Genomic DNA, 16,988 nt, shown 5'->3' on the forward strand with positions numbered 1-16,988 from the left:
CTCGCCGACGCAGCTACATCCAGCCCGCGACCCGCTTCCCCACCACCGTCGCCGTCGCGTTGGTCGGCGCCGACGGGACGCGCGGGACGACCGAGAGGTCGGCGATCCGCAGGCCCTCGACACCCCGGACCCGGCAGTGCTCGTCGACGACGGCGCCGGAGTCGTCGTCCGAGCCCATCCGGCAGGTGCCGCAGCCGTGCAGGGTGCTCTGGAGGTTCGCGCGCAGCCAGGCGTCCAGGGCGTCGTCGTCCGCGCGCGTGGCCTCCCCGGGGGCACCCGCGTCGTCGGCGATCAGGTCGCGAAACTCCGGCGCGGCGAGCACGTCGGCGGTCAGGCGGACGGCCTCGCGGAGCCGCTCGCGGTCGCCGGCGGACGCGAGGTAGCCGTAGTGGATGCGCGGCCGGACGGCCGGGTCGGCGCCGAGAACCTCGACGCGGCCGGTGCTCTCGGGCGCGTAGAGGATCGGGTTCAGGACGACGTCGACCGTGGCCGGCGACGGCGCGTCCGGGAGCGCCCCGCCGTTGTTGCCGACGTAGGGGCCCGACATCACGAGGGTCTGCAGGTCGCTGCGCCGGCCGGCCGCCGCGGCGCGGGACGAGGTGGCGACGAGCCCCACCAGGCAGCCGAAGAACGACATCGTGTGGGGCGGCTTCTCCACCGAGGTCCAGAAGTTCCGCGCGTCCCTCTTCGCCGCGCCCGCCGACGAGCCGACGATGCAGGTCCAGCGCCGCTGCGTGGTCGCGTTCAACGACTACGGCGCGGACGGCGTGCCGGGGCCGGTCCGGCCGGCGTCCCGGCACGTCCACCCCGAATCCGGCCCCGGTGCCGTCCGCTGATCGGCGGCCGGCACCCCCGCCCCGGCGTCAGTGCTCGGCGGCCCGCTCCCCGACGACCCGCCGGGGCGTCGTGACCGCCAGCGTCAGCGCCGCGTGCAGCGCGGCGCGGCCCGGGGCGACCGGCACGCCGAGTTCGCGCTCCGCGCGGCGCACCCGGGTGTAGACCGTGTTCTTGTGCACGTGCAGCTGCTGGGCCGCGGCCTGGTGGCTGCCGCCGTGGTCGAGGAAGGCGAGGGCGGTCTCGCGCAGGCTCGCGCTCGCGGCGTCGTCCCCGGCGAGCGGGCCGAGCTCGTGCTGGACGAACCGGCGCGCCCGCTCGGGATCGGCCGACAGCAGCGAGACGAGCTCGAGCGCGCGGTAGGACGCGACGCCGGTGCCGTGGCCCTCGAGATCGCCGTGGAGCTCGGCGGCGTGACGAGCCTCCTCGTGCGTGATCCGGAACCCGTCGGGACCGCTCGCCGGCCGGCCCGCCGCGAGCTGCAGCCCCGGCTCGAGGACGCGGGCCTCCAGCCTCGCGGCGAGGTCGGCGTCCTCCTCGGCGGGGGCCGGGACCCAGGCCCAGAGCACCGACCGTCCCACGGGGACGACGAGCGGATCCCGAGCGCCGAGCGCCACGGCGGCGCGGGATGCGGCGCGCTCGAGGCCACCGGGCTCGGGATGCCGACCCGCCGTCGGATCGGCCGAGAGCACGAGGCCGACGTGCCGACCCCGCAGCTCGTAGCCGAGCCGCCGCGACGCGACGTCGACGTCCACCGGCGAGCCGTCGAGCAGCTCCCGCACGGTGTCGGCCCGCACGGCGGAGGCGCTGCGGACCCACTGGTCGCGCTCCTCCTGGTAGACGTCGGAGACCTCGCGGGCGACGCGGTCGACGTACTCGAAGAGCAACGCGGCGACGGCCTCCAGCGCCTGAACGGACTCGGCCTCGTTCGCGGCCACCGGCCGCAGGCGCTCGGCGAAGGTCGTCCACAGGTGGTTCTGCCCGACGCGGTAGGCCCGCATCAGCACCGCGAGCGGGATCCGGCGGTGCACGAGGCTGACCGCGTACTCGCGACCGGCGTCCGGGACGGTGACGCCGTCGAGCGGGTCCCCGGTCTCCAGCAGCTGCAGGATCGCGGACACGTGGGCCGCGCAGCAGGCCTGGGTCTCGGCGTACAGGGTGGCGTGGCCCGAGGCGTCACCGAGCTCGGGGATCCGGCCGTGCAGCGACGTCGCCATCAGCCGCCCGCGGGAGAGCTCGCCCGTCGTCAGGGCGGACAGGAGCTCGCTCCGTAGCGGCGCGGGCGGGGCTTCGGGGGTGCGCCGGGCTGGCGCGGAGGACTCGTGCATCAGCATCGCGAACGACGCTCCTCGGGTCGGGGCGGAACCGGGCGATCGCCAGCCTACGCCGTGCGCACGGCCGGTTGGGATCAATGCGGGGCGGACGCGCCCGGGGCGCCCCGGGCCGCCCTCCCGGCGACACCGGCGCGGGGGACGCCGGACACCCCCGCGGGCCTCGTCGTGTGCGACCCGCGGTCAGCCCGCCACCGGCCGCGCCGTGCCCACCGCCACGACCCCGCGGCGCGCGTCCCGGGCCTCCAGCCGGGACGCCAGGATCGCGACGCCGAGGCCCGCGGCGACCATGCCGGCCGCGACCCAGTTCGGGGCCGTGTAGCCGAGGCCCGCGCCGATCGCGAGGCCCGCCAGCCACGCACCGATCGCGTTGCCGAGGTTGAACGCCGCGATGTTGCCCGCCGACGCCAGGGTCGGCGACTCCGGCGCGTGGTGCATCACGAGCGACTGCAGCGGCGGGACGGTCGCGAAGCCCGCGAAGCCGAACGCGAAGAGCGTGATCACGGCGCCCACCTGCGAGTGGATCGTGAACGCGAAGACGATCGAGACCACCAGCAGCCCGGTGAGGATCCTGTGGATCGCCGGCATCAGGCCGCGGTCCGCGAGCCGCCCGCCGTAGAGGTTGCCGAGCACCAGCCCGACGCCGAAGACGATCAGGAGCGCGGTGATCGCCCCGTCGGAGAAGCCCGCGACCTCGGTCATCATCGGCGCGACGAAGGTGAAGGACGCGAAGACGCCGCCGTAGCCGAGCGCGGTGATGGCGAACGCGAGCCAGACGCCACGGCGGCGGAACGCCACGAGCTCGCCGCGCAGTCCGACGGTCGATCCGGGCTGCCGGGGGACGAGCGCCAGCAGGCCGATCATCGCGATCACGCCGAGCCCGGTGACCGCCCAGAACGTCGAGCGCCAGCCGAGCTGCTGCCCGAGCAGGGTGCCGAACGGGACGCCGAGGACGTTGGCGAGCGTCAGGCCGGTGAACATCAATGCGATCGCCTGGGCGCGGCGCTCGGGGGCGACGACGCTCGCGGCGACGACGGCGCCGATGCCGAAGAACGCGCCGTGGCAGAGCGCGGCGAGGACCCGGCCGACCATCAGGACGGCGTAGGTCGGGGCGATCGCCGACACGAGGTTGCCGGCGATGAAGAGCCCCATGAGGCTCATCAGCACGGTCTTGCGCGGCAGCCGCGTCGTCGCCGCCGTGATGATCGGCGCGCCGATCGCGACCCCCAGCGCGTAGATCGAGATCAGCAGGCCCGCGGTCGGGACGGAGGTGTCGAAGGTGGCGGCGACCTCGGGCAGCAGCCCGGCGATCACGAACTCGGTGGTGCCGATGCCGAACGCGCTGACGGCCAGCGCGACGAGGGCGAGGGGCATGCGCTTCATCGGGCGCTCCTCGGGGAGTAGAGTTGCGGGTGCAGACAACCCGCGACCACAGTAGTTGCAGACGCGGGTCATTGCTTACGCGGGCTATCTTTGCACGCATCGTTCTGCTCTGCAACGCGACGACCCCGGAGACCCCGCCGTGACCATGCCCGCCGACGCGATCGAGGCCCGAGCCCAGGGCTGGAGGACGCTCGCCGCCCTGCACGCACGCATCGAGGACGGCCTCGCGAGGGCGCTGTCGGCCGAGCACGGCGTCAGCGTCAGCGAGTACACGGTGCTCGACGTCCTGGACCGCCAGGACGAGCACCACATGCGGATGCAGCAGCTGTCGAACGCCGCCGTCCTCAGCCAGAGCGCGACGACGCGCCTCGTGACGCGCCTTGAGGACCGCGGGCTGCTCGCGCGGTTCCTCTGCCCGACGGACCGCCGGGGGATCTACACGGAGCTCACGCCCGAGGGCCGCGAGCTCCTGGAGGCCGCCCGACCGACCCACGACCGGGTCCTGACCGCTGCACTGGACGACGCGCGCGAGCTGCCCGAGCTCGCGCCGCTGGTCGACGCCCTGCAGGCGCTGCACGCCTGACACAGAGGGCGGCGGGCGCGCGCCGCGCCCACGAGCGCGCGGCGACCCGGCGGCGCCGACGAGGTGCTCAGGCGGTCGCCTGGACCCCCGGGTCCCCCGCCACGGTCGCGTGGCGCCCGCCGGTCTCGCGCCAGATCCGGATCATGTCGGTCAGCTGGCTCGGGTACGAGCCGTGCAGGACGAGGTGGTCGAGGCCGGCGTCGAGGTACTCCCGCAGGCGGTCGACGACCTCGGCGGAGGTGCCGACGGCGCAGCCGTCCTTGACCCAGTGGCTCGGCAGCGTCGCGCCGAGGTCGGCGAGCTCCTGCCGCGTGAACGCCTGGTCCGCGATCTCGCCGCCCTGCATCTGCGGGTGCGCGAGGACGCGGTCCAGCGGCTCCTGGTCCCAGCCGTTCTCCTCCATGATCAGCTGCCCGATCGAGGGGAACGACAGGTGCGTGACCATGCGCGCCTCCATCTGCAGGTTCATCTCCTCGTCCGTCAGGTCGGGCGCGCAGAGCATCGTGTTGCAGATCCACAGCGACGCAGGATCGCGGCCGATGCGCTCGCACTCCGCGCGCAGGCGGTCGCAGATGTTCTTCGTCGCCTCGACGGTGAGTTCGCAGCCGATGAAGACGCCGTCGTAGTGGCGGGCGGCGATCGCCGTGGCCTTCGCCTTCGGCGCCCAGCTCGAGAGGATGATCGGCGGCCGCTTGGCGCCCGGCGGGTCGGGCATCCTGAGCGACGGGTACGACCCGGCCGGCCCGTCGTAGGAGACCTCCTCGCCCTGCCAGAGCTTCAGCAGGATCTCCGTGTAGTCCTCGAAGCCCTGCATGTTCTGCGACGGCATGCCGTGCTTGTCGTTGATGCCCTTCAGCCCGCGGGCGAGGCCCAGCAGCAGGCGGTCGGGGAAGGCCGACACGAACGTCGCGCCCATCGCCGCGGCGACGATCGGGTTGCGGGTGCTCGTGGCGATCGAGCCCATGCCGACCTTGATCCGCTGCGTCGACGCGGCCACCGCACCGGACAGGACGCCGAGCTCCTTCGTGTCGAAGCGCTCGGCGATCCAAGCAGACGTCAGGCCGAGCTGCTCCGCCTCGATCGCCTGGGTGACGCCCTCGTACGAGTTGGTGACGCGGCCGGGGAGCAGGTAGATGCCGAGCTCGTCGATCGGGTCGGGGAGCGCGCTCATCGGGCACCCGCCAGCACGGTCGCGATGTCGCCCGGGACGTCCTCGGGGAAGCCCGTCATCCGGAACCACGCCTGCTCGCGGCGCCCCTGCCGCTCCGCCAGGCCGAGCAGCAGCTCGCGCGCCGGCTCGTCGTCGCCGACCAGGTCGGCCGCAGCCCGCTTGAGCGCGCGGGTCTGGTCGCGCAGCGCCGCGAGGTCGCCGGCGGGCGGGGCCGCGTCGGTCTCGCGTCCGACGGCCGCGAAGAACGCCCGGTACTCCTCGTTCTCGGTCAGCTCGTAGCGGTACTCGGACTCGTGGACGTCGACGAGCCAGTCGAGCGTGGCCATCATCAGGCCGACCTGCTCCTGCACGAACGCGCCGTCGGCGGGCAGGGCGGGCAGGACGGTCTGCTCCAGGGTCAGGCGCATCGTGCTCAGCGTCTGCGTCACGGTGGGCATCATCGGGACGACTCCTCGCGCAGGATCGTGTTGAGCTCGGCGATGAAGAACGCCGCGAGCCCGGGGACGACGTTGAGCATCGGCCCGTTGTGGGTCATCCGCTCGCCGGCCAGGCGCGGGGCGGTGCCGATGCAGGCGATGATCGCCCAGTACATGTTCAGGACCGTGTAGTACCGCAGCCGCTCGCGGTCGACGGTCAGGCCGGAGAGCCGCTCGTAGTCGGCGATGATCGTCTCCGCGGTCTCGAGCCCGGCGCAGAGGTAGCGCCCCTCGTCGTCCCGGTGGCCGTAGCCCGGCAGCATCATGTAGGCGAGGTCCTCGTGGCGGTCGCCGAGGTGCGCGGTCTCCCAGTCCAGGACGGCGGTGATCTCGTCGGTCGCCTCGTCGAAGAGGAAGTTGCCGTTGCGGTAGTCGCCGTGGATCAGCGAGACGTGGTCGACGACCGGTCGGTGCTCCCACAGCCAGGCGCTCGCGAGCGCGACCGTCGGGTGCGCCTCGTACGCGTCCTCGGCCCAGATCCGGTCCCACAGCGCGATCCGCCGGTCGACGGCCTCGGTCGTGCCCTCGGCGGGGACGTCGAGCGCGGAGAGGTCGGCCCCGGACCAGTCCAGCGTGTGCAGGTTCGCGAGGTGCTGGACGTACTGCGGGGCGAGCGCCGCGCGGTGGTCGCCGTAGGCGGTGGAGAGGCCGGTGGCCTTGCCGACCACGCCGGTCGGCGCGGCGACGCCGCGGTCGAAGCTCGTGATCAGCGCGGACGTCCCGAAGGGCGAGTCGGCGTCGGCGACCCAGAGGGCGCGCGGCACCGGCAGCACGCCGGCGACGGCCCGGATCACCTGGAACTCGCGGAGCCGGTTTCCCGGCAGGAGCTGGGCGGGCGGATCCATCCGCAGGACGAGCTTCTCCGTGACGCCTCCCCGCTCCAGCTCGAAGGTGAACTGCTCCGCCGACGCACCGCCGGTGAGCCGCCGCACGTCGCCGAGCGCGAACGGCTCGTCGAGCTCCGCGGACAGGAAGGCCTGGAGCCGCTCCCGCGTCGTCCCGGGATCGGCGGGCTGGTGGATCGCGTCGCCGCGCCTCCGGATCTTCCGTTCGAGTTCCTCGCCGAGCGTGCGCTCGACCTGCCGACTCTGCGTCGCGGGCATGGTGCTCCAGGGGGGTGCTTCGGGGACTACTGGGCCGAACGTAGACCGCCCGAGAGGACGTGTGTGACGAGCATCACGAAGACCTCTCGTCTGGCGGACCGGGGCCACCCGCAAGGGGCACGTCTGACGGTTCTAGCGCGCGGATTCCCCGGGATGTCATGGATCGGGAGACGCGGGCCCGGCGGGCACGCGGGGCATCCGCGGCGACCACGCGCGGCCGGCACCCCCCGGGAGCTTCGCCCGCCCGCGCCGAACGGTCGTCCCGGTCCGCCGGCGCAAAACACCCGGGTCCCACCCCGGTCGTGCCCGGGGGTCCCGCCCGACAGGATCGACGGTATGACGAAGAAGCCCCTCCTCGCCGCCGCCGTCCTCGCCGGACTCGCCGTCCCCGCGGCGGCCCTCGCCCAGGATCCAGCGCCCGCCGACACCACACCGCCCAGCGCCGCGCTGAAGATCAACACGACGCTGAACTCGATCGACTCGATGATCGGCAGCGGCCTGACGTTCAGCGCCGACCCGAGCGAAGACGTCACCTACACCGCGAAGGCGACGATCAAGGTCAAGGGCCGGACGGTCGTGGTCGCCAAGTCGATCGACACGCGGAACTTCTACAACCAGTCCGGCGGCTTCATCGAGGCGAGCATCCCGGACGCCGGCGACAAGGCCGTCAAGAACCTCATCAAGATCAAGAAGGGCAAGAAGACGTCGGTCACGCTGACGGTCTCGCTGAAGGACACGGCCGGCAACACGGCCACGGTCAAGAAGACCGTGAAGCTGAAGAAGCGCTACTAGCCGTTGCCGCAGGGCGAGCGCGTCGCCGGCGCGGTGTCGAGGCCGAGCTCGAGGCCCGTCCAGGCGGCGAGGTCGCGCGGGTCCTGCTCGGGGACCCAGCCGGCCGGGCCGTCGCAGTAGGCGTGCCGCGGGCCCTCCTCGACCAGGCGGCGCAGGGCCTCGACCAGGCGGTCGGCGTCCTCCGCGCGGGAGCCGACGCCGAAGCTCGCGCGCAGCGCGCCCGCGGTCCGCCCGAAGCGCGCCAGCAGCGGGTGCGCGCAGAAGCGACCGTCGCGGACGCCGATGCCGTGCTCGGCGGAGAGGTACGCGCCGACGTGGCCCGGCGCGTACCCGTCGACGGCGAACGCGACGACGCCGATGGCCTCGCCGTCGCCCTCCCAGATCCGCAGCGCGTCGACGCCGTCGATCGCGGCGAGCCCGTCGAGGACCCGCTGGCGGAGCGCCTCCTCGTGGGTCTCGCGGGCCTCGGGCTGCAGCGCGCCGAGGGCCTCGAAGGCGGCCGCGATGGCGACGGCGCCGACGAGGTTCGGCGTGCCGGCCTCGTGCCGCGCCGGGCCGGTCGTCCACTCGACGGCGGTCGTCGTGACCTCGCGGACGGCGCCACCGCCGGCGAGGTACGGCTCGGCGGCGTCGAGCCAGTCGCGGCGGCCGACGAGCACGCCACTGCCGTACGGGGCGTAGAGCTTGTGGCCGGAGAACGCGAGGTAGTCGGCGCCGATCGCGGCGAGGTCGATCGCGCGGTGCGGCGCGAGCTGGGCGGCGTCGACGAACACGCGGGCGCCGTGCGCGTGGGCCAGGGCGACGGCGCGGCGGATCGGCAGCAGCTCGCCCGTGACGTTCGACGCCCCGGTCAGCGCCAGGAGCGCGACGGGGCGGCGGCGGAGCTCGGCCTCGAGCCGCTCGAAGGTGCCGTCGACCGTGTCGGCGTGGGCGACGCAGCGGTGGCCGTCGCCGGCGCGGTGCCAGGGCAGGAGGTTGGCGTGGTGCTCGAGATCGAGCGTGAGGACGTCGCCCGAGCCGATCGGGACCACCGAGGCCAGCAGGTTCGTCGCGTCCGTCGTGTTGCGCGTGAAGACGACGAGGTCGTCCGCGCGGGCGCCCAGGGCGGCGCCGATGCTGCGACGCGCGGCCTCGTAGAGCGCGCTGGAGACCTGTGACGGGAGGCCCGCGCCGCGGTGGACGCTGCCGCTGTAGGGCAGGACCCGGGCGACGCGCTCGGCGACCGACGCGAGCGCCGGGGCGGTGGCGGCGTAGTCGAGGTTCGCGAAGCGGACCGTGCTGCCGTCCAGGAGCGGCACCTGGAGGTCGCCGCCGACGACCGGCAGCAGGGGCTCCTCGGCGCAGAGGACGTGCGGGACGGTGCTCAGGGTCGTGCTCATGGGGGTCTCCGTGGGGTTCCGGACCCACATCGACACCGAGGGGTCCGCGCTTGCGTGCACAGGACCTCGAGGGGCCTGCGCGGCCTGGTCGTTCACCCGGGGCACCCCACCGCGGTGGAGGGTTGCCGGCCAGCGAGCCGGGGCTTCGCGCTGGCACTCTTGACCGCGACGCAATATACCCAAACCCCATCGGGTATTGCAACAAGAGCATTCGGCGGGCGTCACCTGACGCCCGCCGTGCCGTCCGTCAGCGCGCCGGCGAGGCCGCCCCGCTGATCACCGGGACCGTCGTGGCCGACGGCCGCCGCATGACCAGCACCGCGACCAGCAGCCCGAGGGCCATCGAGATCGTGGCGCCGGTCATCGCGACGCCGACCGCGTGGCCGAGCTCGTAGCGGGACTCGGCCGCGGCGCCGCCGGCGACGGGGTGGTCGGCCGCCGAGCGGGTGGCCGCCGCGAAGACGGTGACCATGATCCCGAGACCGAGCGACCCGCCCAGCTGGTGCGCGACGTTGACGAGCCCGGAGGCGGCGCCCGCGTCGGCCTCGGAGACGCCGGCGATCCCGGCCGTCGTCAGGGGCCCGAAGGCGACGCCCATGCCGGTGCCGAGCAGGACGAGCGGCAGGGCGATCTGCGGGAAGTAGTCCGTCCCGACGTCGATCCGGCTCAGCCAGGCGAGACCGAAGAGCGCGGTCGCCAGGCCGCCGATCACGAGGTGCGCGCCGTCGAAGCGGGCGACCAGCCGCGGGACCAGCCGGACCATCGCGAACATGATCAACGTCATCGGCAGGAACGCCAGGCCGGCCTTCAGCGCGGTGAACCCGAGCACGCCCTGCAGGTACTGCGTCATGAAGAAGAACGTCGAGAACATGGCGCCGACGACGAAGATGCGCGTGACGAGCGCCCCGGTACGCCGGCGGTCGCGGAACAGGCGCAGCGGCGTGATCGGCTGCGGCGCGTGGCCCTCGGCGCGGACGAAGGCGGCGAGGAGGACGACGCCGACCGCGAACGAGGCGAGCGTGCCCGTGTCGCCCCAGCCGTCGGCGGCCGCGCGGACGAAGCCGTAGACCAGCGCGGTCATGCCGCCCGTCGAGGTGATCGCGCCCGCCAGGTCGAAGACGCCGGTGCGGCGGGGCGTCTCGGGCAGCCAGCGCGGGGCGAGGACGACCATCGCGATGCCGATCGGCACGTTGATGAAGAGGCCCCAGCGCCAGGAGACGGTGGTCGTGAGGATGCCACCGAGGACGAGCCCGAGGCTGCCCCCGGCGCTGGCCGCGGCGCTGTAGGCGGCCATCGCCCGCACGCGCTCGGTGCCCTCGCTGAAGCTCACCATGAGGAGGGACAGCGTCGCCGGCGCGGCGATCGCGGCGCCCATGCCCTGGACCGCGCGGGCGGTCAGCAGCCAGCCGGCGTTCTGGGCGAGGCCGCCCGCGAACGAGGCCGCGGTGAAGAGGCCGATGCCGACGATGAACATGCGGCGCCGGCCGAGCAGGTCGCCCGCCCGGGCACCGAGGAGGAGCAGCCCGCCGAAGGCGAGCGTGTACGCGTTCTGGACCCAGGAGAGCCCCGTCGGGGAGAAGCCGAGGGACGTCTCGATGTCCGGCAGCGCGGTGATCACCACGGAGGCGTCGAGGATGATCATCAGGTACGAGACGACGATCAGGGCGAGGACGGCGGGGCCGGCGCGCCGGGCGGTGCCGTCGGGGGCGCCGTTGCCGGGCGCGGGGCCGCCGGTCGCCGCGGCGCCGGGGCGACCGCGACGGGTGTTCGGTGCGAGGGAGGTGGTCATACGTGGTCCTTCTGGGCGCGAAGATCGCTAAAGTGGGGCGACACCCCGGATAGGCCGCGGGGCGATCAGTTGAAGTGGGGTGCCGCCCCACTTACGATACGGAGGACCACCCCACTTCACAAGTGGGGGAGCGCACACAGCCATGAGCACGCCGACCGATCCCGCCCAGCGCCCGATGCGCGCCGACGCCCGCCGCAACTACGAGAAGCTCGTGACGGCCGCCCGCGAGCTGTTCGCGAAGGACGGCGCGGCGGTGTCGCTGGAGGAGGTCGCGCGTCACGCGGGGGTGGGCAGCGCGACGCTGCACCGCAACTTCCCGTCCCGCCAGCACCTGCTGGAGGCCGTCTACGCCGGCGAGGTCGAGGAGATGTCCCGGGTCGACGGGCTCGAGGACCTCGACCCGTGGGACGCCCTGATCACCTGGCTGCGCCGGTTCGCGACCTTCGCGGCGACGAAGCGCGCGATCGGCGACGCGCTGGCGGTCTACGTCGAGCGCGACGACCCGGTCTTCAAGCGCAGCGGCGCGGCGATCACCGAGGCCGGCGAGCCGCTCCTGAAGCGCGCCCAGGAGGCCGGCGTCGTCCGCGACGACGCCGTCTTCCTCGACGTCGCGCGGATGGTCGTCGGCATCGCCGCCGTCCGCACCGCCGATCCGGAGCAGCACGCGCGGATCCTCGACCTCGCGCTCGACGGGCTGCGGCCGAGCGCGCGGGGCTGAGGGTCGCCGAGACGCCGGACCCCGGCCGGCGCCGGACGCGGGTGTCGCCAAGGCCCGCGCCTCGGCGGTCGATTGCGCACACAACGAGTTCGGCGGGCGCCTCGGCGGGTAGCGGACCAGGGTCCGCCCTCCCCTCCTGAAGGCCCCCGCATGCCCTACGAGCACCTCTTCGCGCCCTACTCCGCCCCCGGCCTGGAGCTGCCCCACCGCATCGCCCTGGCCCCGCTGACCCGCAACCGCGCCGTCGGCACCGTGCCGGCCGAGATCAACGCCGAGTACTACGCCCAGCGCGCGACCGCCGCCATCACGATCTCCGAGGGCTCGTCCCCGGCCGCGGTCGGGCACGGCTACCTCGACATCGCCGGCGTCCACACCGACGCCCAGCAGGCGGGCTGGAAGCACGTCGCCGACCGCGTCCACGACGCCGGCGGCCGGCTCTGGGTCCAGCTCATGCACTGCGGCCGCGTCGCGCACCCGCACTACACCGACGGCGTCACGCCGGTCGCGCCGTCGCCCGTCCTGGCCGACGGCGAGGTCTGGACGCCCGAAGGCATGGTCCCGTTCGTCGAGCCGCGCGAGCTCGAGACCGCCGAGCTCGAGGGCGTCAAGCACGACTACGTCCAGGCCGCCGAGCGCGTCGTGGCCGCGGGCGGCGACGGCGTCGAGCTGCACGCCGCCAACGGCTACCTGCTGCACCAGTTCCTGGGCACGAACACGAACCTGCGGACCGACGGCTACGGCTCCGACGCCGCCGGCCGCGTCCGCTTCGTCCTCGAGGTCGCCCGCGCCACCGCCGACGCGATCGGCACCGAGCGGGTCGGCATCCGGATCTCGCCCGAGCACCCGTTCAACGACATGCAGGACGCGGGCTGGGAGGAGACCTACGATCTGCTGATCGCCGGGCTCGGGGAGATCGGCCTCGCCTACCTGCACGTGCTGGAGCCCGCCCCGGACGACGCGCTGCCGAAGACCCGCTTCGCCCGCGAGCGCTGGAGCGGCACGCTGATCGGCAACCACGGCTTCGGCGAGGCGTACGACTACGCGCGCGCCGACGAGCTGATCGGCGACGGCACGCTCGACCTGATCGCGGTCGGCCGGGACTTCCTCGCCAACCCCGACCTGCCCGAGCGCCTGCGCACCGGCGCCGAGCTGAACACGCCGGACGAGGACACCTTCTACTCGCGCGGCCCGAAGGGCTACACCGACTACCCGACGCTGGCGCAGGTGGCACAGGGCTGATCCGAGGACGGCCGAGCGGGGCGCGCCGTCGCCCTGCCCCGCTCGGCCGACCGGCGGAGCCCGGCCCCGTCCCGCCCCGGCCGGACCCGCGCCCGCCTACGATCGCCCCATGGAGATCGCCGGGCAGGTCGTCGTCGTCACCGGGGGCGCGTCCGGCATCGGCCGGGCACTGGCGGATCGGTTCCTCCGCGACGGCGCCCGCGGGGTGGCCGTCGCCGACCTCGACGCCGGGGCGGTGCGGGCGGTCGCCGCGCCGTGGGGCGACCGCGCGCTCGGCGTGGCCTGCGACGTGACCGACGGTGACGCGGTCGCCGCCCTGATCGCCGCGACGGAGGACGCGTTCGGCCCGGTCGACCTCTTCTGCGCCAACGCCGGGGTGGCGGTCGGCGAGGACGAGCAGAGCGACGACGCGGTCTGGGACCTCGCGCTCGGCGTCAACGTCCGCGCGCACGTCACCGCCGCGCGGCTGCTCGTCCCCGGCTGGCTGGCCCGCGGACGCGGGTACTTCCTCTCGACCGCGTCCGCCGCCGGGCTGCTGACGCAGGTGGGCTCGGCACCCTACGCGGTGTCCAAGCACGCGGCCGTCGCGTTCGCGGAGTGGCTCGCGGTGACCTACGGCGACCGCGGGCTGCGCGTGTCGTGCCTCTGCCCGATGGGGGTCGACACGCCGCTCCTGGACGGCGGGTTCGCCGGCGCGGACGGGGCGCCGTCGGCCGCGACCGCCGCGGTGCGCGGCGCGGGCGCGGTGCTGTCCCCGGACGAGGTCGCCGGGGTCGTCGTCGACGGGCTGCGAGAGGAGCGCTTCCTGCTCCTCCCCCACCCCGAGGTCGCGACCTTCGCGCAGCGGCGGGCGGCCGATCACGACCGCTGGATCGCCGGGATGCGCCGCGTGCAGTCCGCCGCTACTGCACCGTGAGCGTGCCGCGCATGCCCTGCATGTCGTGACCCGGGATGTCGCAGACGTAGACGTACGTGCCGGGCTTCAGCGTGAAGGCGTGCGACTTCGAGGCGCCGCACTCCGTCTCGGAGACCTCGCCGACCGAGTCGTCCTCGCTCACCCGTCCGCCGGTGACCTTCAGTCCGTCGACCTTCGTGGTCGTCTTCAGCAGGACCAGCTCGTGCTCGACCTTGCCGACGTTGCGCATCGTGATCGTCAGCTTGCCGGCCTTCGCCGTCATCGCCTTGGGCGCGAAGTCGAACTCCGACGCGTCGATCGTGATCCTGCCGCCCTACACCGCGACCGCACCGGACGACGAGGGCGCGACGGTCGACGCGGTGTCCGCGGTCGTCGTCGCGGCGGTCGAGGCGGCGGTGGCCGCCGTCGAGGTCGTAGGGTCGGAGTCGTCGCTCCCGCAGCCCGCGACGGTCAGGGCGGCGGTGATCAGGACGGCGGACAGCGAGGCGGTGCGGGAGGCGGACATGCGCCGAAGCTCCCCCGCCCCCGCGGCCCCCGGTCCCGGCGCGTGCGACGGAAGTCCCACGCCGTGGGCGGCGCGGCGCCACACCGCACCCGCGAGGGCGCCAAACGGGCTCCGGCGCGCCCGCTCGGCGACGGGCCGCCCTGTCGCGGAACGGCCCGTCCACTCGAACGATCCAGGGGACACGATCCCGGACCGGCGTTCACCGATCCCGGTGCCGGGGAGCCGCTACCCATTCCCCCACCGGATCCCCGCGGCGGGGCCGGACGCGGGTTGGAGCCGTCCGGCGGCCCGTCGGGAGAGGGCGGCGCGGCCGTTCTCGGGGGCCGGCAGACGATGGCCTCGCGACCGTTCTGGGCGGCCCGCCGGACGACGGACCGCGATCGTCCCCACGGCCGACGATGGCCCGTTCCCCTCCCGGACCCCGGCCGCGGGACGCGCCCCGGGCGAGTTTGCGAATTCTCGTCACAAACCGGGAGGCCCGCCCGTTGTTAAGGATGCGTACCCGTTACGTGTTGTCCCGTCCCCGCACGCCGGCGCCGCCGAAGGCTCCCCGCCTTCGGCGGCGCCCGCGGCCGCGACGTCCGCGTGCTCCTGCCCCGCCGCCCCTCCGCGTTCTTCCCCCGGGCGGGTGGGGCCGTCGGTCGCGGCAGGTCCAGCCGGTGCTCCGCGTCCGTCCCCCGGCACGGGCGTTCTTTCGGCCGCGGCGGATCGCGCCGCCCCGCTGCGCATCGGCCGGGGCGGGCGATCCGTCGCTCCAGGCGCCGCCGCCGTCAGCCCGCGGCCGGTGCCCCGGGCTCCGTGTGGACGACGACGTCCGCCAGGCGCGGGTGCGCGATCCGCAGGTCGCGCTCCAGGTCGCTGGCCAGGTCGTGGGCGGCCAGGAGGCCCGCCGCCGCGTCCGTCGCCACGGTCAGGAACAGCACCGGGCCGACGTCGGTCTCGCGCAGGTCGCACTCCAGCGGCTCGGCGCCGAGCAGCCGGCGGACGGTGGCGTGCAGGTCGTCGACCTCGTCCGCGTGGACGGCGTCGGGGCGCAGGGCGACCGGACCCTCGAGCGGCTCGAGGTGCGTGTGGACCGCGCGGACGCCGGGGCGCAGCGCGGCGATCGCGGCCTCCACGCGCTCGGCCGCGTCGTGGGCGTCGCGCAGCGAGCTCTCCGCGTCGAGCTTCAGGTGCAGCGCGACGATCGCGTCCCCGCGGTCCGTGTAGATCGCGATGTCGTGGGCGTCGCGGACGTCGCGGTCCGTCAGCGCGGTGGCCAGCACCTGCTCGCGCAGGTCGGCGCCGGCCATCCGCGGCTCGGCGTGGACGACGACGTCGGACGACGGCACGACCGCGCGGATCGCAGCCTCGACGCGGTCGGCGGTCTCGTGGTCGGCGGCGACCGTCGTGGCGGGCGCCACGCCGAGCGTGACGTCGGCGAAGACCTGGCCGCCGACCTCGCGCAGGCGCAGGCGCCGGACCTCGGCGTCGGGGGCGGCCTGGGCGATGGCGGCCTCGATCGCGTCGCGGGACGCCGCGGGCGCGAAGTCCATGAGCGCGCGGACGTTCTCGAACGCCAGCCGCGTGACCGCCGCGAAGATGACGCACGCGACCAGGAGCGCGGCGAGCGCGTCGCCCTGCTCGAAGCCCGCGGCGACGAGCGCCAGCCCGAGCAGCACGGCGATCGAGCCCGCCATGTCGCCGGCGAAGTTGAACGCGTTGGAGCGGAACGCCGCGCTGCCCCACCGCTTGGCCGCCCGCAGCGAGATCACGATGCGGCTGACGTCGATCGCCAGCGCCAGCGCGATCACGACGAAGACGTACCAGGAGGCGTCGACGTGGTTCCCGCCCTGGATCAGCTGCCGCACCGCCTCGAACGCGATGATCACGCCGCCGACGAAGACGATCGCCGCCTCGCCCAGCGCCGCGATGTTCTCCGCGCGCCGGTGCCCGTAGTTGTGGTCGCGGTCGGCGGGCTGCATCGCCATCCGGATCGCGACGAGCGTCAGGAACGCGGCGATGACGTCGCCGGACGACTCGATGCCGGCGGACACGAGCGCGAGGCTGCCGGTGATCAGGCCCGTGCCGAGCTTCAGGACGACGAGGACCATTGCGGCCGCGAGCGACCACAGCGCGGTCCGCCGCTGCAGCAGCGCGTCGCGGGCGTCGGAGGCCTGGTCCGCGGCCGACCGGCGGGCGTCCTCGGTGGTGGTCACGGGGGCCATCGGGCGACCAGGATAGGCGCACCGAACCCGCCCGTGGACCCTGCGGTGCGCCACATCGACGGGCTGTGGGCGACCCACAAAACGGGTGGGTGGCGACTGAAGTCGAGGCTCGGGCGGGCCACGCGCACCGCAGGTCCGTCGCGTGGATCGATGTCCTCGTCGGGTTCCACGGGGCGTCCACGCGAAGGAGCACGGTGTAGGTCCCGGCTCCGGTCCGGGTTCGCCCCCACCGTTCCGGCGCACGCGGGCCGGTGCGGCCGCCGCGCTTCGGACCGAGTTGTCCGCGCATACCGGGGCGAACTCGAGCCGGAACGGGCCGTCCGGCCTCCAGACCGGCCCCGCCCCCGCGCCGACGAGTGACGCCCGTGCCGCCCCGCCACCCGGCCCACCGCCACCCGGTCCACGGGGCGCTGGCGGTCCCGTGGCGGCCGGGGTACGGTCCGGCGGGTGGACGACCGACGACCGGGTGGACGGGGTCTCCAGCACGGTCGGGTTGTCGATGCCGGCGATGCGGTCGATCAGCTTGATCCACTGGCCCGGCTTGAGCACCTGGGCGACCTGC

General features: G+C 74.5%; 17 protein-coding genes and 1 riboswitch. Of the genes, 6 read left to right on the forward strand and 11 right to left on the reverse strand.

Annotated features, from left to right (window positions below; translation table 11 throughout):
• Nucleotides 1-13 precede the first annotated feature (13 nt).
• A complete protein-coding gene (locus AB0L40_RS07885) occupies nucleotides 14-658 on the reverse strand; it encodes a GMC family oxidoreductase (protein ID WP_364351738.1) in 645 nt (214 codons plus the stop codon).
• Between AB0L40_RS07885 and AB0L40_RS07890 the strand changes: the two genes are divergently transcribed.
• A complete protein-coding gene (locus AB0L40_RS07890; protein WP_364351741.1) occupies nucleotides 639-836 on the forward strand; it encodes a hypothetical protein in 198 nt (65 codons plus the stop codon). The genes AB0L40_RS07885 and AB0L40_RS07890 overlap by 20 nt on opposite strands.
• A 27-nt stretch (nucleotides 837-863) precedes the next feature.
• On the opposite strand, the gene AB0L40_RS07895 is transcribed toward AB0L40_RS07890, so the two are convergent.
• The gene (locus AB0L40_RS07895) at nucleotides 864-2,168 is read right to left on the reverse strand and encodes a helix-turn-helix domain-containing protein (protein WP_364351744.1); all 1,305 of its coding nucleotides are present in this window, start codon (nucleotides 2,166-2,168) and stop codon (nucleotides 864-866) included.
• 180 nt (nucleotides 2,169-2,348) lie between these two features.
• Nucleotides 2,349-3,539, reverse strand: a complete 1,191-nt coding sequence (locus AB0L40_RS07900) for an MFS transporter (protein ID WP_364351789.1) — start codon at nucleotides 3,537-3,539, stop codon at nucleotides 2,349-2,351.
• 148 nt (nucleotides 3,540-3,687) lie between these two features.
• Between AB0L40_RS07900 and AB0L40_RS07905 the strand changes: the two genes are divergently transcribed.
• Nucleotides 3,688-4,131: a MarR family transcriptional regulator gene (locus AB0L40_RS07905; RefSeq protein ID WP_364351747.1), complete on the forward strand. Its 444-nt coding sequence runs from the start codon at nucleotides 3,688-3,690 to the stop codon at nucleotides 4,129-4,131.
• A 67-nt stretch (nucleotides 4,132-4,198) separates the two neighbouring features.
• Here the strand turns inward: AB0L40_RS07905 and AB0L40_RS07910 are convergent, their stop codons facing one another.
• The 3 genes from AB0L40_RS07910 to AB0L40_RS07920 are packed head-to-tail and all read right to left on the reverse strand — an operon-like array spanning nucleotide 4,199 to nucleotide 6,881.
• Nucleotides 4,199-5,302, reverse strand: coding sequence for a TIGR03857 family LLM class F420-dependent oxidoreductase (locus AB0L40_RS07910; protein ID WP_364351750.1), 1,104 nt, complete (start codon nucleotides 5,300-5,302; stop codon nucleotides 4,199-4,201).
• Nucleotides 5,299-5,742: a hypothetical protein gene (locus tag AB0L40_RS07915; protein WP_364351753.1), complete on the reverse strand. Its 444-nt coding sequence runs from the start codon at nucleotides 5,740-5,742 to the stop codon at nucleotides 5,299-5,301. The genes AB0L40_RS07910 and AB0L40_RS07915 overlap by 4 nt, the downstream gene beginning before the upstream one ends.
• On the reverse strand, nucleotides 5,739-6,881 hold the full coding sequence (locus AB0L40_RS07920; RefSeq protein WP_364351756.1) for a phosphotransferase family protein: 1,143 nt from the start codon (nucleotides 6,879-6,881) through the stop codon (nucleotides 5,739-5,741). The genes AB0L40_RS07915 and AB0L40_RS07920 overlap by 4 nt, the downstream gene beginning before the upstream one ends.
• 336 nt (nucleotides 6,882-7,217) lie before the next feature.
• Here AB0L40_RS07920 and AB0L40_RS07925 point away from each other — a divergent pair, with 336 nt between their 5' ends.
• A complete protein-coding gene (locus tag AB0L40_RS07925; protein ID WP_364351759.1) occupies nucleotides 7,218-7,673 on the forward strand; it encodes a hypothetical protein in 456 nt (151 codons plus the stop codon).
• Here AB0L40_RS07925 and AB0L40_RS07930 read toward each other — a convergent pair.
• Both AB0L40_RS07930 and AB0L40_RS07935 read right to left on the reverse strand, forming a co-directional pair.
• Nucleotides 7,670-9,052 (reverse strand): aminotransferase class V-fold PLP-dependent enzyme, encoded by a 1,383-nt coding sequence (locus tag AB0L40_RS07930; protein WP_364351762.1) that lies wholly within the window; start codon nucleotides 9,050-9,052, stop codon nucleotides 7,670-7,672. The genes AB0L40_RS07925 and AB0L40_RS07930 overlap by 4 nt on opposite strands.
• Nucleotides 9,053-9,093: 41 nt before the next feature.
• Nucleotides 9,094-9,217, reverse strand: a riboswitch (SAM riboswitch).
• A gap of 82 nt (nucleotides 9,218-9,299) precedes the next feature.
• Nucleotides 9,300-10,841: an MFS transporter gene (locus tag AB0L40_RS07935; protein WP_364351765.1), complete on the reverse strand. Its 1,542-nt coding sequence runs from the start codon at nucleotides 10,839-10,841 to the stop codon at nucleotides 9,300-9,302.
• Nucleotides 10,842-10,983: 142 nt separating this feature from the next.
• Between AB0L40_RS07935 and AB0L40_RS07940 the strand changes: the two genes are divergently transcribed.
• From AB0L40_RS07940 to AB0L40_RS07950, 3 genes are all read left to right on the forward strand, one after another.
• Nucleotides 10,984-11,559 (forward strand): helix-turn-helix domain-containing protein, encoded by a 576-nt coding sequence (locus tag AB0L40_RS07940; protein WP_364351768.1) that lies wholly within the window; start codon nucleotides 10,984-10,986, stop codon nucleotides 11,557-11,559.
• 150 nt (nucleotides 11,560-11,709) lie between these two features.
• On the forward strand, nucleotides 11,710-12,798 hold the full coding sequence (locus AB0L40_RS07945) for an alkene reductase (protein WP_364351771.1): 1,089 nt from the start codon (nucleotides 11,710-11,712) through the stop codon (nucleotides 12,796-12,798).
• Between the two features lie 109 nt (nucleotides 12,799-12,907).
• Nucleotides 12,908-13,714 carry an SDR family oxidoreductase gene (locus tag AB0L40_RS07950; RefSeq protein WP_364351774.1) on the forward strand — a complete coding sequence of 269 codons (807 nt, stop codon included), beginning with the start codon at nucleotides 12,908-12,910 and terminating at the stop codon, nucleotides 13,712-13,714.
• Here AB0L40_RS07950 and AB0L40_RS07955 read toward each other — a convergent pair.
• From AB0L40_RS07955 to AB0L40_RS07965, 3 genes are all read right to left on the reverse strand, one after another.
• Complete coding sequence (locus tag AB0L40_RS07955; RefSeq protein ID WP_364351777.1) at nucleotides 13,701-13,976, reverse strand: plastocyanin/azurin family copper-binding protein; 276 nt, start codon at nucleotides 13,974-13,976, stop codon at nucleotides 13,701-13,703. The two genes, AB0L40_RS07950 and AB0L40_RS07955, sit on opposite strands and share 14 nt — an antisense overlap.
• Before the next feature lie 51 nt (nucleotides 13,977-14,027).
• The gene (locus tag AB0L40_RS07960) at nucleotides 14,028-14,219 is read right to left on the reverse strand and encodes a hypothetical protein (protein WP_364351780.1); all 192 of its coding nucleotides are present in this window, start codon (nucleotides 14,217-14,219) and stop codon (nucleotides 14,028-14,030) included.
• Nucleotides 14,220-14,989: 770 nt separating this feature from the next.
• Entirely contained in the window at nucleotides 14,990-16,426 is a 1,437-nt protein-coding gene (locus AB0L40_RS07965; protein ID WP_364351783.1) for a cation diffusion facilitator family transporter, read from the reverse strand.
• Nucleotides 16,427-16,988 lie beyond the last annotated feature (562 nt).

Source organism: Patulibacter sp. NPDC049589, from assembly GCF_040675535.1.
GTDB lineage: Bacteria > Actinomycetota > Thermoleophilia > Solirubrobacterales > Solirubrobacteraceae > Patulibacter.

What these genes read in the sequence shown, in the direction of transcription:
- AB0L40_RS07895 (WP_364351744.1), bottom strand. Translation starts at nt 2,168, where the DNA reads ATGCTGATGCACGAGTCCTCCGCGCCAGCCCGGCGCACCCCCGAAGCC.
- AB0L40_RS07920 (WP_364351756.1), bottom strand. Translation starts at nt 6,881, where the DNA reads ATGCCCGCGACGCAGAGTCGGCAGGTCGAGCGCACGCTCGGCGAGGAA.
- AB0L40_RS07955 (WP_364351777.1), bottom strand. Translation starts at nt 13,976, where the DNA reads ATGACGGCGAAGGCCGGCAAGCTGACGATCACGATGCGCAACGTCGGC.
- AB0L40_RS07900 (WP_364351789.1), bottom strand. Translation starts at nt 3,539, where the DNA reads ATGCCCCTCGCCCTCGTCGCGCTGGCCGTCAGCGCGTTCGGCATCGGC.
- AB0L40_RS07950 (WP_364351774.1), top strand. Translation starts at nt 12,908, where the DNA reads ATGGAGATCGCCGGGCAGGTCGTCGTCGTCACCGGGGGCGCGTCCGGC.
- AB0L40_RS07935 (WP_364351765.1), bottom strand. Translation starts at nt 10,841, where the DNA reads ATGACCACCTCCCTCGCACCGAACACCCGTCGCGGTCGCCCCGGCGCC.
- AB0L40_RS07940 (WP_364351768.1), top strand. Translation starts at nt 10,984, where the DNA reads ATGAGCACGCCGACCGATCCCGCCCAGCGCCCGATGCGCGCCGACGCC.
- AB0L40_RS07960 (WP_364351780.1), bottom strand. Translation starts at nt 14,219, where the DNA reads ATGTCCGCCTCCCGCACCGCCTCGCTGTCCGCCGTCCTGATCACCGCC.
- AB0L40_RS07965 (WP_364351783.1), bottom strand. Translation starts at nt 16,426, where the DNA reads ATGGCCCCCGTGACCACCACCGAGGACGCCCGCCGGTCGGCCGCGGAC.
- AB0L40_RS07930 (WP_364351762.1), bottom strand. Translation starts at nt 9,052, where the DNA reads ATGAGCACGACCCTGAGCACCGTCCCGCACGTCCTCTGCGCCGAGGAG.
- AB0L40_RS07925 (WP_364351759.1), top strand. Translation starts at nt 7,218, where the DNA reads ATGACGAAGAAGCCCCTCCTCGCCGCCGCCGTCCTCGCCGGACTCGCC.
- AB0L40_RS07915 (WP_364351753.1), bottom strand. Translation starts at nt 5,742, where the DNA reads ATGATGCCCACCGTGACGCAGACGCTGAGCACGATGCGCCTGACCCTG.
- AB0L40_RS07945 (WP_364351771.1), top strand. Translation starts at nt 11,710, where the DNA reads ATGCCCTACGAGCACCTCTTCGCGCCCTACTCCGCCCCCGGCCTGGAG.
- AB0L40_RS07910 (WP_364351750.1), bottom strand. Translation starts at nt 5,302, where the DNA reads ATGAGCGCGCTCCCCGACCCGATCGACGAGCTCGGCATCTACCTGCTC.